The organism is Microbacterium sp. SZ1 (genome assembly GCF_002362255.1).
Taxonomy (GTDB): Bacteria; Actinomycetota; Actinomycetes; order Actinomycetales; family Microbacteriaceae; genus Microbacterium.
The window spans coordinates 40,691-55,312 of record NZ_LPVV01000012.1 but is presented as its reverse complement, the minus strand read 5'-3'; the positions used below and the strand labels follow the sequence as shown (position 1 = coordinate 55,312).

12 protein-coding genes and 1 tRNA gene are annotated in these 14,622 nt (G+C 70.4%); 8 read left to right on the top strand and 5 right to left on the bottom strand.

All coding sequences use genetic code 11. The features are described from left to right. Window positions 1-2 precede the first annotated feature (2 nt). The 4 genes from AUC47_RS07985 to AUC47_RS07970 form a co-directional block, all read right to left on the bottom strand. A complete protein-coding gene (locus tag AUC47_RS07985) occupies window positions 3-1,151 on the bottom strand; it encodes a zinc-dependent alcohol dehydrogenase (protein ID WP_096714688.1) in 1,149 nt (382 codons plus the stop codon). Beyond that, on the bottom strand, window positions 1,148-2,233 hold the full coding sequence (locus AUC47_RS07980) for an SDR family oxidoreductase (RefSeq protein ID WP_096714687.1): 1,086 nt from the start codon (window positions 2,231-2,233) through the stop codon (window positions 1,148-1,150). Before AUC47_RS07980 ends, AUC47_RS07985 begins: the two co-directional genes overlap by 4 nt. Window positions 2,234-2,453: 220 nt before the next feature. After that, window positions 2,454-2,526: transfer RNA gene (locus tag AUC47_RS07975), tRNA-Arg, on the bottom strand. Between the two features lie 16 nt (window positions 2,527-2,542). Then, window positions 2,543-3,349, bottom strand: coding sequence for an SGNH/GDSL hydrolase family protein (locus tag AUC47_RS07970; protein WP_096714686.1), 807 nt, complete (start codon window positions 3,347-3,349; stop codon window positions 2,543-2,545). A 70-nt stretch (window positions 3,350-3,419) separates the two neighbouring features. Between AUC47_RS07970 and argS the strand changes: the two genes are divergently transcribed. Together argS and AUC47_RS07960 are read left to right on the top strand one after the other, a co-directional pair. Further along, window positions 3,420-5,084 carry an arginine--tRNA ligase gene (gene argS, locus AUC47_RS07965; RefSeq protein WP_096714685.1) on the top strand — a complete coding sequence of 555 codons (1,665 nt, stop codon included), beginning with the start codon at window positions 3,420-3,422 and terminating at the stop codon, window positions 5,082-5,084. A gap of 39 nt (window positions 5,085-5,123) precedes the next feature. Continuing rightward, the gene (locus AUC47_RS07960; RefSeq protein WP_096714684.1) at window positions 5,124-5,978 is read left to right on the top strand and encodes an LmeA family phospholipid-binding protein; all 855 of its coding nucleotides are present in this window, start codon (window positions 5,124-5,126) and stop codon (window positions 5,976-5,978) included. A gap of 27 nt (window positions 5,979-6,005) precedes the next feature. Here the strand turns inward: AUC47_RS07960 and AUC47_RS07955 are convergent, their stop codons facing one another. Next, window positions 6,006-7,043 (bottom strand): YihY/virulence factor BrkB family protein, encoded by a 1,038-nt coding sequence (locus AUC47_RS07955; RefSeq protein WP_096714683.1) that lies wholly within the window; start codon window positions 7,041-7,043, stop codon window positions 6,006-6,008. A 151-nt stretch (window positions 7,044-7,194) separates the two neighbouring features. On the opposite strand from AUC47_RS07955, the gene lysA reads away from it, so the two are divergent. The 6 genes from lysA (at window position 7,195) to AUC47_RS07925 (ending at window position 14,622) form a co-directional block, all read left to right on the top strand. Further along, window positions 7,195-8,607, top strand: a complete 1,413-nt coding sequence (lysA, locus tag AUC47_RS07950) for a diaminopimelate decarboxylase (RefSeq protein ID WP_096714682.1) — start codon at window positions 7,195-7,197, stop codon at window positions 8,605-8,607. 58 nt (window positions 8,608-8,665) lie between these two features. Further along, window positions 8,666-9,973, top strand: coding sequence for a homoserine dehydrogenase (locus AUC47_RS07945; RefSeq protein WP_096714681.1), 1,308 nt, complete (start codon window positions 8,666-8,668; stop codon window positions 9,971-9,973). 2 nt (window positions 9,974-9,975) lie between these two features. Continuing rightward, window positions 9,976-10,905: a homoserine kinase gene (gene thrB / locus AUC47_RS07940; protein ID WP_096714680.1), complete on the top strand. Its 930-nt coding sequence runs from the start codon at window positions 9,976-9,978 to the stop codon at window positions 10,903-10,905. A 212-nt stretch (window positions 10,906-11,117) separates the two neighbouring features. Continuing rightward, entirely contained in the window at window positions 11,118-13,097 is a 1,980-nt protein-coding gene (rho, locus tag AUC47_RS07935; RefSeq protein WP_218838214.1) for a transcription termination factor Rho, read from the top strand. Window positions 13,098-13,108: 11 nt separating this feature from the next. Further along, window positions 13,109-14,188, top strand: coding sequence for a peptide chain release factor 1 (gene prfA, locus AUC47_RS07930; protein ID WP_096714678.1), 1,080 nt, complete (start codon window positions 13,109-13,111; stop codon window positions 14,186-14,188). Between the two features lie 32 nt (window positions 14,189-14,220). Further along, window positions 14,221-14,622 carry a phage holin family protein gene (locus tag AUC47_RS07925; RefSeq protein WP_096714677.1) on the top strand — a complete coding sequence of 134 codons (402 nt, stop codon included), beginning with the start codon at window positions 14,221-14,223 and terminating at the stop codon, window positions 14,620-14,622.

The following is a 14,622-nucleotide window of genomic DNA, read 5'->3' as shown; positions in this document are numbered from 1 at the left end:
GATCATTCCTCTCCGACGACGATGAGCGGTTTGATGCAGTCGTCGAGCTTGGACGAGAACACGTGATACGCCTCGGCGACGTGCTCGAGGGGGAAACGGTGCGTGAGGAGTTCGCTCGGCGAGACGAGACCCTGCTGGATGTGCTCGAGCAGCCGCGGCCACTGACGCTTGACGGGAGCCTGATTCGCGCGCAGGGTGAGTCCCTTGTTGACGACGTCGCCGAGTCGCACGGCGGAACCCAGCGGACCGTACGCGCCGATCACCGAGACCGTGCCGCCCTTGCGTGCCGAGTCGATGGCCCAGTTCACCGCGACCGGAGATCCGCCCTGCATCTTGAGCTTCGCGCCTGTGACGTGCTGCATGACGCTGCCGTCGGACTCGGCGCCGACCGCGTCGATGACCACGTCCGCTCCCAGATATCCCGTCGCCTTCTTGAGCGCGAGCACGATGTCGGCGACCTCCGACAGGTGGATCGTCTCGGCGAAGGCGAAAGTGCGCGCCTTCTCCAACCGGTAGTCGATGTGGTCGACGACGATGACTCGCCCCGCACCGAGGAACCATGCCGACCGGGCGGCGGCGAGACCGACGGGTCCGGCGCCGAACACGACGACGGAGTCTCCGGCGGCGATGTCGCCGAGCTGCGCGCCGAAGTAGCCCGTCGAGAACGCGTCGGTGAGCATGAGGGCGTCTTCCGAGCTGAGCCAGTCGGGGATGACCGATGGTCCGACGTCGGCGAACGGGACGCGCACGAACTCGGCCTGACCGCCGTCGTATCCGCCGGTGGTGTGCGAGTAGCCGTAGATGCCGCCCACGGCCGTGGCGTTCGGGTTGACGTTGTGGCAGTTCGAGAAGAGGCCGCGGCTGCAGAAGAAGCACGAACCGCAGTAGATGTTGAACGGCACCATCACGCGATCGCCGCGCTTCAGCGTCTCGACCGACGATCCCACCTCCTCGACGATCCCCACGATCTCGTGGCCGAACGTGTGACCGATGCGGGTGTCGGGCATCATGCCGTGGAACAGATGGAGATCGGAGCCGCACACCGCGGCACGAGTGACGCGGACGATCGCGTCGTTCGGATGCTGGATGCGCGGTTCCGGCTTCTCGTCGACGCGGATCTTGTACGGTCCGCGGTAGGTCATGGCTTTCATCGGTCTGCCTTTCTGCTGCGGGGGTCGGCGGCGGGGGCGCTGCGCGCCGCTCCGGACCCGAGCAGAGCGGCGACGGTGATGGCGGAGAGGGTGAGCATCCGGCGGCGAGCACGGGGATGCCGCACGAGCCAGGTATAGATGCTCCAGCGCCGTCCGCGACGGGGGAGCGCGCCCGGGTCGTCATGATGATCGGGGACGGCGAGGTTCCCCTGTCGCGGAGAGGACGCCTCGCGGGTGTGCATCATCCGCACTCCCCATCGTCCGAACACCGCATCGAGCAGGCCGGGGGCGACCGACTGAGCCAGCGCGAGCATCCGGCCGCCTCCGCCCGCGTAGATCTCGTCGACGGGATGCTCCGCCGCATAGGCGATGCACGCCGCCACCACCTCCGACCCGTAGAAGGGCGGCGGTCCTGCGGGGCGATGGCGCAGATGCGAGGCGGCGCTGGCATACAGCGGCGTGTCGATCACGGCAGGGCGGACGACCGTCACCGAGATCGGGTCGCGCTGATCGATCAGTTCCCGCCGGAGCCCCTGCATCGCGCCGTCCACGGCCCGCTTGCTCGCCGCATAGGCGCTGTGCAACGGCAACGTCGTGCGCCCCTCGACCGAGGAGACACTGATCAGCGTGCCTCCGCCGGCTCGACGGAGCGCCGGAAGCGCGGCCTGCGCGCCATGGATCTGACCCAGGTAGTCGATCTCCATGATGCGGCGGAACTCGTCGGGAGTGGTCTCCTCGAACCGGCCGTAGAGCAGCACTCCGGCGTTGTTGACCCAGGTGTCGATGCGTCCGAACCAGGCCTCGGCCTGATCGGATGCCGCCTGGACCGCGGCGGCATCCGACACGTCGCACACGATGTGCCGGGCGGTTCCGCCGCTCGCGGAGATGAGTTCGACGGTCTCGGTGAGTCGCGCTTCGCCGCGGCCGAGGACGACGACGGTCGCGCCGGCCTTCGCGAGCCGAAGCGCGGTGGCGCGCCCGATCCCGCGGCCACCACCGGTGATGACGACCACCTGCTGCGCGAGCGGACGCCGCGCGTGCCGATCCGCGTTCCTGCGTCGCTTCCGCGAATGCGTTCCCATGCCGTCTCCTCGAGGTCGTCGCGAGACGCCAGTCCACGCGGTCGGGGAGCGCGCGCCGAGGGGGTTCACACATCGTCGGATGCCTGGGACAATCCGCGGCCCTCATACGGTGTGAGCAATTCAGCGGAGACAGAGTCCACGGTTGATCCCGGGAGGAGGACCGTCGCCCAGGGAAAGCAGAAGACCCCGCCACGAGGGCGGGGTCTTCTGCATGATTCCGTGCCCCCGACAGGAGTCGAACCTGCGACCTACGGTACCGGAAACCGGCGCTCTATCCACTGAGCTACGGAGGCGTACCGAACGACGATATCACTGGTCGGCGGTGGGTTCCGACCCGGCCTCCGTCACGGGCGCGTCGCCGAGTTCGGCCAGCGCCGCAGCCACCTTCTCAGCGAGGTAGCGGTGCCCGTCGGTGGACGGATGCTTGCGCCCGATCTCGACGTCGATGACGGAGAGGTAGTTCTGGTCGCTGATCCAGTTCTGCGCGATGGGGGAGATGTACCACCAGCCGCGTGCGGCGGCGAGCTCCGACAGGTCGGCGTCGATGCGCGCGGTGCCGGCGCGGACGGGCAGCTCGTGCGGAGCGGGGCCGAGGATCACGATGGTCGCCGTCGGGTACTTCGCCGCCATCGCGTCCCAGGCCGCGTTCACGGCATCCCGGTATCCGGCTGCGCCCTGCTCGCGGTCGTTGATCGATCCCTGCAGGATGATGAGGTCGGGGTCGAGCGCGGGATCGAGGGCGGCGATGCGCTCGCCGAAGGCCGGTCCGTCGAGTCCGGGCTTGAGGTAGCCGCTCCCGCGCACGCCGTTGACGATGGTCTCGCCGTCGAGAAGCTCGGCGAGCACGTACGCGTAGCCCTCGGTGGGGACGTTCGCGGCAGAGCCGTACGTCCAGGAATCCCCGAAGACGAGCACGGTCGGGTGCTCGGGCAGCGCGAGCGGAGCGGGGGCGATCGCGACGACGTCGTCGCCCGCTGCGGCGGCGCCGACGGGCTCGGTCGAGGGGGTCCCTGTCCACGGCCGCCACACGCCGAGAGCGACCGCCGCGACCGCCAGGATCACGGCGATGACGACCCCTGCGAGGGGCAGGCGGCGACGGGCGGAGGCGGGGTGCATGGCATGACTGTAGATCAGGTTCCCGCCAGCGCAAATTCGACGCTGCGACGCGCCGTAAACTGGGACGTCTATGACTCCTGAAATGCTCGCCGAAGCCCTCCTCGCCGTCCTCGCTCCGATCGCCGAGGAACGACGCCCGGGCGAGCCGCTCCCGGTCTCCGCCGCCGACATCGTCTTCGAGCGCCCGCGCAACCGCGAGCACGGCGACTGGGCCTCCAACATCGCGATGCGCCTCGCCAAACAGCTGGGCACGAACCCGCGCGAGCTCGCTCAGCAGATCGCCGACGGGCTGGGCGGCGTCGAGGGCGTCGACAGCGCCGAGGTCGCCGGGCCAGGGTTCATCAACATCCGCCTCGGAGCCGCTGCGGCCGGCGCTCTCGCCAAGGTCATCGTCGAGGCGGGCGACGCCTACGGTTCGAACGACTCGCAGGCGGGGCAGAGCATCAACATCGAGTTCGTCAGTGCGAACCCCACCGGCCCTCTCCACATCGGGCACACGCGCTGGGCGGCGCTCGGCGACGCGATCGCGCGCGTGCTGGAGGCCTCGGGCGCGACGGTCGCTCGCGAGTACTACATCAACGACGCCGGCGTGCAGATGGAGCGGTTCGCGCATTCCGTGCTCGCCGCCGCGAAGGGCGAGCCGGCCCCCGAGGGCGGATACGCCGGGAGCTACATCGGCGACCTCGCCACGCGCGTGCTGGCAGCGCGTCCCGACCTGCTCGAGCTGGCGGAGGACGAGCAGGTGCTCGTGACGCGTGAGCTCGCCTACGAGTTCCAGCTCGCCGAGCAGAAGGAGTCGCTCGCGAAGTTCAACGTCGAGTTCGACGTCTGGTTCTCCGAGCGCCGCCTGCACGCGAAGGATGCGAGCGGCGTCAGCCTCGTCGACCGGGCCGTCGACCGTCTGCGCGAGCAGGGGCATGTCTTCGACGAGGACGGCGCCGTCTGGGTGCGCACCACCGACTTCGGTGACGACAAGGATCGCGTGATCCGCCGCTCCAACGGCGAGTACACCTACTTCGCCGCGGACGCGGCGTACTACCTCGACAAGGGCGACCGCGGTTTCGAGTACAAGCTGTATCTCCTCGGCGCCGACCACCACGGCTACGTGCACCGCCTCAAGGCGATCGCCGGCGCGGCGGGGGAGGACCCCGAGAAGAACGTCGAGGTGCTCATCGGCCAGCTCGTCTCGATCGGCGGCGCCCGCCTCAGCAAGCGCGCCGGCAACATCATCGAGATGGACGACCTGCGCGAATGGCTCGGGACGGATGCCCTGCGCTATTCGCTCGAGCGTTCGCCGGCCGACTCGCCGCTCGCCCTCGACCCCGAGCTGCTGCAGAAGCGCAGCAACGACAACCCGGTTTTCTACGTGCAGTACGCGCATGCGCGCACCCACAACGTCGGTCGCAATGCAGCCGACTCCGGGGTCGACCGCTCCGAGTTCGCGCCGGAGACCCTGACGCACGAGACGGAGGCGGCTCTGCTCGGCGCGCTGCAGGAGTTCCCCCGCATCGTGGCGTTCGCCGCCGAGGTGCGCGAACCGCACCGCGTCGCGCGCTACCTCGAGGAGCTCGCCGGCCTCTACCACCGCTGGTACGACAACTGCCGCGTGATCCCGCTCGGCGACGCGCCGATCGAGAACGTGCACCGCACTCGTCTCTGGCTCAACGATGCGACCGGGCAGGTGCTCCGCAACGGTCTCCACCTGCTCGGCGTCTCCGCGCCGGAGCGCATGTGACGCTCTCCGGCACCGCGCCGGATGCGACAGGATGAGTCCATGAGCGACGACAACCGCACCCTGCCGTACCCGGACCCCGATGCGCAGCATCCGACGCTCGTGATCCCCGGTCGAACGGACGGGACGGATGCGGTCGCCGCACCGCGCCGCCGACGTCGCCGCTGGCCGTGGGTGCTGCTCATCATGGTCGTCGTGCTCGCTCTGCTCGCCGTCGCGGCCGAGCTCCTGACCCGCGCCATCCTTCCGGGCGTGGTGCGCTCCATCGTGATCGAGCAGCTCGATCTCCCCGCCGACCAGCAGCTCGACGTCGAGGCCGACGGCATCCTGCTCCCGCAGCTGATCGGCGGGCGCCTCGACGCCCTGCACCTGTCGACCGACTCGGTCACGCTCGAGGGCATCACGGGTGCGGCAGACGTCACGGCCTCGGGCGTGCCGCTGCGCGGTGGCGACCTCGCCGGCGCCGAGGGGACCATCCGCATCGACGAGTCACAGTTCACGGCGCTGATCGGGCGCACCGACCTGCCTGTCGACACGGTCACCCTCGACGCGCCGAACGCGACCGTGGCCGGGTCCGTCACCGTGCTGGGCGTCGCGATCCCGGTCTCGCTCACCGTGACGCCGGGGGTGGCCGAGGGAGATCTCGAGCTGACTCCCGTCGGCCTGTCGGTCGGCGGGCTGAAGGTCGACGCCGACCAGGTCGGCTCGTCCCTGGGTTCCCTCGGAGCCGACCTCACGCGGACTCAGCGCATCTGCATCGCGGATCAGCTCCCCGCGGGCCTCACGCTCACCGGTCTCGAGATCGACGGCAGCGAAGCGGTCATCGACGTGGACGTCGACGGCGGCATCGCGACCGATCCGACTCTGCTCGAGAAGGGCGTCTGCCCGGCTGACTGAGCGGCGCTGGACGATGGATCGGCGGTGCTAGCGCGCTTCGCGCTCGGCCTCCTGCGCGCTGCGCAGCTCGGCCGTCGCGATCGCGACGTCGACCTCGGCCCGCTGCACCCGGCGCTGGGGGAAGGTCGTCGCGCCGAAGCGCGCGCGCACCCGGTCACGCCGCTCCTCCTCCGAGGTCACGATGAAGGCGCTCGCGACCAGGATCACCTGCGTCGAGAGGTTGAGCCAGATGAGCAGCGCGAGCAGCGAGGCGAACGACGCGAGCAGCGGGTTGCTCGTCGCGCCGCCGACGAACAGGCTGGAGAGCTCCTGCAGCACGACGAGCCCGATGCCGCCGATGATCGCCCCGGTCCAGAGCGACTTCGCCGAGGGCTTCACTCCGGAGAGGATGCGGAAGACGCCGGCGATGAGCACGGTGTCGAGCGCGAAGACGATCAGCAGAGAGGCGATGCGGATGCTCCAGGTCGCGGCTGCGGAGTCGTCGGCGATCCCGAGCAGTCCGCTGATCCACGAGATGCCGATGCGGCTGACGAACGTCACGGCGGCCGCTGCGGCGAAGAGGCCGCCCACGCCGATGGCGAGCAGCAGGTTGCGCAGCATCACCCAGATGAACAGGACGTCGTCGTGCGAAGTGCCCGCGATCACCCGGATCGCTGTGCGCAGCGACCCGACGGCCGCCAGCGCCGACCCCAGCAGGGCGACGGACGAGATGATGCCCGCGACGGAGAGCGAGATGGGTTCGCGGAGATCGGACGGGTCGATCACGCCGTCCTCTCCGATGAGGCCGGGGACGACCGACTGCACGGCGTCGATGATCGCGCGCCACGCGTCGGGGTTGCCCGCGAGCCACAGAGCGGCGATCGAGAACCCAAGCAGCACGGCGGCGAACACGCTGAACAGGGCGCGGTAGGTCACGCTGTCGGCGAGCATCGGGCCCCGCCGCTCGGAGTACAGGAGGAAGGACCGCACGGCGCGGCGCTGCAGCGCCCACCGGATCGCGGCCGAACTCACGCGCTGGATGAATCCCGGTCGGGCGTCGTCTGAGGCGGAGGTCTCTGAACTCATCACGCCTTCACCCTACGAGGCGCGGCGCGGGGCTCCCAAGGGGTTGACGCGGAGGGTCACCATGACGGATGCGGCATGGGCGGTGCCCTAGAATCGGGGTCAACTCGCCGTGCCCGCTCCGGCCCGAGACCCGCCCCACGATTGGTGATCCTTGCTTTCCCCTGCCGACTCGCCCGCCCCGGAATGGCTCGTCGCCCCCGACGACGTCAACGACCTCGCGACGGCGGTCTGGCCGGCGTCCGCAGCGCGTGACGGCGACGGCGTCCTGACCCTTGCCGGCATCCCCGCGACCTCTCTCGCGCAGACGTACGGCACCCCGCTGCTCGTGATCGACGAGGACCAGGTCCGCGACCGCGCCCGCACCTTCCGCACCGCGTTCGACAGAGCGGCGGCCGAGAACGGCACCACCGCGCAGGTGTACTACGCGGGCAAGGCCTTCCTCTGCACCTCGGTGGCCCGTTGGGTGGTCGACGAAGGCCTCCGCATCGATGTCTGCACGGGCGGAGAGCTCGAGGTCGCCCTGGCGGCGGGGGTGGCCCCGGTGTCCCTGGGATTCCACGGCAACAACAAGTCGGTGGCGGAGCTGGAGCGCGCGGTCGAGGTCGGCATCGGCACGATCATCGTCGACAGCGCCATCGAGATCGAGCGGCTCGCGGCGATCGTCGCCCGCACGGGCTCGACCCAGCGCGTGCTCGTCCGCGTCATCAGCGGCGTGCACGCCGAGACGCACGAATTCCTTGCCACGGCGCACGAGGATCAGAAGTTCGGGTTCCCCCTCGCCGAGGCCGAGGAGGCCGTCGCGCGCATCCGCGAGATCGAGGGCCTCGACTTCGCCGGACTGCACTGCCACATCGGCTCGCAGATCTTCGGGGTCGCCGGTTTCCGCGAGTCGGCCTCGCGCGTCCTCGAACTGCACGCGTCGCTGCTCGAGGGCGGTCCGGTTCCGCTGCTGAACCTCGGCGGAGGCTTCGGCATCGCCTATACCCGCGTCGACGACCCCACCCCCATCGAGACCCTGGCCGCCGAGATCGTCGCGGCCGTGGCGGAGGGCTGTGCCGCGCGCGGCATCCCGATGCCCGCCCTGTCTTTCGAGCCGGGTCGCGCGATCGTCGGCACCGCGGGCGTCACCCTCTACGAGGTCGGCACGACGAAGGACGTCGAGCTCGGCTCCGGCGTCGTCCGGCGCTACCTCAGCGTCGACGGCGGGATGAGCGACAACGCGCGCCCCGCGCTCTACGGAGCGCAGTTCTCCGCGCGTCTGGCGTCCCGTTCCGGCATCGGCGCCCCGCGGCTCAGCCGTGTGGTCGGCAAGCACTGCGAATCCGGCGACATCGTCGTCGACCACGAGTACCTGCCGGACGACGTCGCACCGGGCGACCTGTTGGCCGTGCCGTCCACCGGTGCGTACTGCGCGTCGCTCGCGAGCAACTACAACCACGTGCCCCGGCCGCCGATCGTCGCCGTGCGCGACGGGCGGTCGACGGTCATCGTCCGCGGCGAGACCATCGCAGACCTGCTGTCGCGCGACGCCGGGATCGCCTCGGCCGACGCCGAGCGTCCGTGAGCGGCCTCGCGCCGGACCTCCGCAGAGCATCACCGATCCACCCTCCGAAGGAGAAGCAATGACGACTGAGTACCGACGACTTCGGGTGGCGCTGCTGGGCGCCGGCGCGGTCGGCTCCCAGGTCGCCGCCCTTCTGCTGCGGCACGGCGACGAGCTCGCCGACCGCGCGGGCGCCGCGCTCGAGCTGGCGGGCATCGCCGTGCGCGATGTCGACGCCCCGCGCGACGTCGAGCTGCCGAAGGAGCTGTTCACGACCGACGCCGAGTCGCTCGTCGTCGGCGCAGACATCGTGATCGAGCTGATCGGCGGCATCGAGCCGGCACGCACGAGCATCCTGCAGGCGATCGGCTCCGGAGCAGACGTCGTCACGGCGAACAAGGCGCTGCTCGCCACGCACGGCCCCGAGCTCTTCGAGGCGGCCGACCGCGTCGGCGCCTCGGTCTACTACGAGGCCGCAGCGGCGGGCGCCATCCCGATCATCCGCCCGCTGCGCGATTCGCTCGCCGGCGACCGCGTCGTGCGCATCATGGGCATCGTCAACGGCACGACCAATTACATCCTCGACCGCATGGAGACCGAGGGCGCCGATTTCGCGGACGTGCTCGCCGACGCGCAGCGCCTCGGGTACGCCGAGGCAGACCCGACGGCAGACGTGGAGGGCTACGACGCCGCGCAGAAGGCCGCTATCCTCGCGAGTCTCGCGTTCCACACCGCCGTCCCGCTCGACGCCGTGCACCGCGAGGGCATCACCTCGATCACCGCGTCGATGATCGAGGAGGCCCGCTCCGCCGGCTTCGTCATCAAGCTGCTCGCCGTGTGCGAGCGCCTCGAGGCCGAGGGCGCCGAGTCGATCTCGGTGCGCGTGTATCCGGCGCTCGTCCCGCAGACGCACCCGCTCGCTTCGGTGCACGGCGCGAACAACGCCGTGTTCGTCGAGGCGGAGGCGGCAGGGTCGCTCATGTTCTACGGCGCGGGGGCCGGCGGCGTGCAGACGGCATCGGCCGTGCTGGGCGACGTGGTCTCGGCGGCGCGCCGCCACATCGCAGGCGGTGTCGGCGTGGGGGAGTCGACGCGCGCGAACCTCCCGATCGTCCCCATCGGTCACGTCACCACTCGGTACCAGATCACGCTCGAGGTGTCCGATGCGGCCGGTGTGCTCGCCACGGTCGCGGGGATCCTCAGCGACGGCGACGTCTCCGTCGCGACGGTCGTCCAGACCGTCGAGGGCGAGGACGAGCCGACGGCTCGCCTCGTGATCGGCACCCACCGCGCGACCGAGCAGGCCCTGAGCGCGACGGTCGACGCCCTCGCCGAGAGCGCGGTCGTCGAGCGCGTGGTCTCGGTGCTGCGCGTCGAGGGCGAGTGACGATGGGCCTCGGGCGCACCGTCGAGGTGACGGTCCCCGCGACGAGCGCGAACCTCGGCCCCGGCTTCGACACCCTCGGCCTCGCCCTCAGCGTCTACGACACCCTCCTGGTCACCGAGCTGCCCGCCGGCGAGCTCGAGATCGAGGTGTCCGGATCCGGGGCGGACGACATCCCGCGCGACGCGTCGAACCTCATCGTGCGAACGATCGCCCACGTCTACGCCGACGTCCACCGCGACATGCCCGGCCTCCGCATCGTCGCCGAGAACGGCGTTCCGCACGGCCGAGGCCTCGGTTCGTCCGGAGCCGCCGTGACTGCGGGCATCCTCGCGGCCAAGGGGCTGCTCCAGGGCGAGGTCGAGCTCGGGGACGCCGACATGCTGCGCCTCGCGACCGAGATCGAGGGACACCCCGACAACGTCGCCCCCGCGCTGTTCGGCGGTCTCACGATCGCGTGGATGGGCGAGCGGGGCCCCCAGCACAAGAAGCTCCTGGTGCACCGCGGCGTCTCGCCGCTCGTGCTCGTGCCGTCGTACACGATGTCGACGTCGAAGGCCCGATCGCTGCAGCCCCCGCAGGTCTCGACGGCGGATGCCGTGTTCAACGTGTCGCGCTCGGCGCTGCTGATCGCGGCGCTCATGCAGAGTCCGGAGCTGCTGCTCGACGCCACGGCCGATCGCCTCCACCAGGACTATCGCGCCGAGGCGATGCCCGAGACGCAGCGGCTCGTGCAGGCGCTGCGCGCCGCGGGTTTCGCCGCGGTCGTGTCGGGTGCGGGGCCGAGCGTGCTCGTGCTCGCGGACGGCCCCGGCAGTCGTCAGGATGCCGCTGAACTCGCCGCGACGACCACCGACACCCCGTGGGAGGCGCTGCTGCTCGCCGTCGACGTCCGTGGTGGTACAGTGGGGAACCGAGCGGAGGGCTCCACGTAGTTTCGTGAATCTGGCCCCATTGCAACTCTGCAAGAACCGCACGTGAACCCCTGATGCACTGATCCCCCGAGTACGCCGTCTCATCCGAGAGGTCGTCACCTCGGAGGCACAGCGCTGAGGTCGGCCGGCGCCGAGCGCCAGCCCGTGCGATCGCGCGCAGCACCCGTTGCGCGTGTACCGCTCATGTCTTCGAGACCAAAGAGGGAGCACTCGTGGAGAACTTCTCCGAGACCCAGAACGACCAGGCGGCTCCGGCCGCCGAAGCCCCGGCGTCCGCCGCGGCATCCGACACCGCGGCCGAGGCGCCCGCGGCGCCCGCCCGCAAGCGCGCTCCGCGCCGGGCGACCACCGCCAGTGCGGCGGCGAAGGCCGAGAAGGCCGCCGACAGCGCAGACGCGGCACCCGCCCCTGCGTCCGCCTCCGACGCTCCTGCCTCGACGGCATCCGACGCGGCTCCCGCTGCCGACGCGCCGTCCGCTGCCGCTGACGCGCCGAAGGCGAAGGCCCCGCGCCGCAGCCGCGCGAAAAAGGCCGACGCCGAGTCGTCGGCAGAGCCGACCGCGGAGGCTGGCGCCGAGCAGAAGTCCGGCGACGAGAAGCCCGCACGCGAGGCGAAGCCCGCCGGCGACGAGAAGCCCGCCGGTGAGAACGCGGTCGAGGCCGCCGATTCCGCCGAGGAGCCCAAGAAGGGCCGCGGTCGCCGCACCGCCAAGAAGCCGGCCGCCGACACCGACGCGGCTCCGGCCGACGAGAAGCCGGCCGAGTCCGCCCCTGCCGACGCGCAGCCGTCCGGTGACGCCACTTCCGACAACGCCGAGGGCGGCGAGGAGCAGGGCGGCCGCAGCCGTAACCGCAACCGCAGCCGCAACCGCGGACGCGGCCAGAACGGCAACGGCCAGCAGGAGCAGCAGCAGAGCGCTCCGGCCGATGACGAGCAGGGCGGCAACGGGCGCAACCGTCAGCGCAACAAGCGTCGCGGCGGCGCGCCGACCGACGAGTTCGAGACCGAGATCGGCGAGGACGACGTCCTGATCCCGATCGCCGGCATCCTCGATGTGCTCGACAACTACGCCTTCGTGCGCACCACCGGCTACCTCGCCGGCCCGAGCGACGTCTACGTCTCGCTCGGCCAGGTGAAGAAGTACAACCTCCGCAAGGGCGATGCGATCGTCGGCTCCATCAAGCAGCCGCGCGAGGGCGAGCAGCAGGGCCGTCAGAAGTACAACGCCCTGGTCAAGGTCGACTCGATCAACGGCCTGTCGGTCGACGACGCAGCCACGCGCGTCGAGTTCGGCAAGCTCACCCCGCTGTACCCGCAGGAGCGCCTGCGCCTCGAGACGGCGCCCGAGAAGCTCACTCAGCGGATCATCGACCTCGTCGCGCCGATCGGAAAGGGTCAGCGCGGTCTGATCGTCGCGCCGCCCAAGGCCGGCAAGACGATCGTGCTGCAGCAGATCGCGAACGCGATCGCGCAGAACAACCCCGAGGTGCATCTCATGGTCGTGCTCGTCGACGAGCGCCCCGAAGAGGTCACCGACATGGAGCGCTCGGTCAAGGGCGAGGTCATCGCCTCGACGTTCGACCGTCCGGCGGAGGACCACACGACAGTCGCGGAGCTCGCGATCGAGCGCGCCAAGCGTCTCGTCGAGCTGGGCCGCGACGTCGTCGTGCTGCTCGACTCCATCACGCGTCTCGGCCGTGCGTACAACCTCGCCGCCCCGGCATCCGGTCGTGTGCTGACCGGCGGTGTCGACGCGTCGGCGCTGTACCCGCCCAAGCGGTTCTTCGGCGCTGCGCGCAACATCGAGAACGGCGGATCGCTCACGATCCTCGCCACCGCTCTCGTCGAGACCGGATCGAAGATGGACGAGGTCATCTTCGAAGAGTTCAAGGGCACCGGCAACAGCGAGCTGCGCCTGTCGCGTCAGCTCGCCGACAAGCGGATCTTCCCGGCGGTCGACGTCAACGCGTCGAGCACCCGTCGTGAGGAGATGCTGCTCTCGGCCGACGAGGTCAAGATCACCTGGAAGCTGCGTCGCGCCCTCGCAGGCCTCGACCAGCAGCAGGCCCTCGAGGTCGTGCTCGGCAAGCTGAAGGAGACCCACTCGAACGTGGAGTTCCTGGTGCAGATGCAGAAGTCGATCCCGACGCTGCCCGCCGGCGGCCACGGGCACGACAACAACATCCGCTGAGCGGATCCGCCGTGTTCGAGTCCGTCCAGACTCTGATCGACGAGCACCGCCGGGTGCAGGAGGAGCTCTCCGACCCGGCGGTGCACGCCGACGCCGCACGTGCCAAGCGCGTGAACCGGCGCTACGCCGAGCTGTCGCGCATCGTCGCGGCGCATGAGGCGTGGGTCGCGGCATCCGACGATCTGGAGGCCGCGCGCGAGCTCGCGCGCGAGGACGAGGCGTTCGCCGACGAGGTGCCGGTGCTCGAGCAGGGGCTGCAGGCCGCGCAGGAGAAGCTGCGTCGTCTGCTCATCCCGCGAGACCCCGACGACGCCCGCGACGTGATCATGGAGATCAAGGCGGGGGAGGGCGGCGCCGAGTCGGCGCTGTTCGCCGCCGATCTGCTGCGCATGTACATGCAGTACGCCGCGTCGAAGGGCTGGAAGACCGAGCTCCTGGAGCGCAACGAGTCCGACCTCGGCGGCTACAAGGATGTTCAGGTCGCGATCAAGGGCTCGTCGTCCGACCCGGCGCAGGGCGTGTGGGCGCACCTCAAGTACGAGGGCGGCGTGCATCGCGTGCAGCGCGTGCCGGCGACGGAGTCGCAGGGCCGCATCCACACCTCGACCACCGGCGTGCTCGTCTTCCCCGAGGTCGACGAGCCCGACGAGATCGAGATCAACCAGAACGACCTGAAGATCGACGTGTTCCGGTCGTCGGGGCCGGGCGGTCAGTCGGTGAACACCACCGACTCCGCGGTGCGCATCACGCATGTGCCCACCGGGATCGTCGTCTCGATGCAGAACGAGAAGTCGCAGCTGCAGAACCGCGAGGCCGCCATGCGCGTGCTCCGTGCGCGTCTCCTGGCGAAGCAGCAGGAGGAGCTGGATGCCGCGGCCTCTGACGCCCGCAAGTCGCAGATCCGCGGCATGGACCGCTCGGAGCGCATCCGCACCTACAACTTCCCCGAGAACCGGATCGCCGACCATCGCACGGGATTCAAGGCGTACAACCTCGACCAGGTCATGGACGGCGCCCTCGAGCCGATCATCGAGAGCGCGATCCAGGCCGACGAAGAGGCACGGCTCGCCGCGGTGGGCACGGAGGGCTGACGTCGCGCGCACCCGGGCGCTAGGCTCGGGTCGTGATCGCGTTCCTGTTCCGTGCGGCGCTGTACCTGGCATCCGCCGCCCTCGGGCTGATCGTCGCCGACCTCCTGCTCGACGGGTTCCGCATCCAGTGGGACCGGTGGTGGGGTTTCGTGCTCTGCATCGTCGTGTTCGCGGTCGTGCAGAGCATCCTCGCTCCGATCGCGAGCCGGCTCGCCGATCGCTATGCGCCCGTGCTGATGGGGGGTATCGGGGTCATCTCGACCCTTGTCGCCCTCGTCGTGGTCGTGCTGCTGCCGTTCGGCGGCCTCCGCATCGTCGACGCCTCCGGATGGCTGCTCGGCGCGCTGATCGTGTGGATCATCACCGCCCTTGGCAGCGTGCTGCTGCCGCGGCTCTTCCTCAGGAAGCCTCGCGAGGAGCGCCGTCGCCGCTGA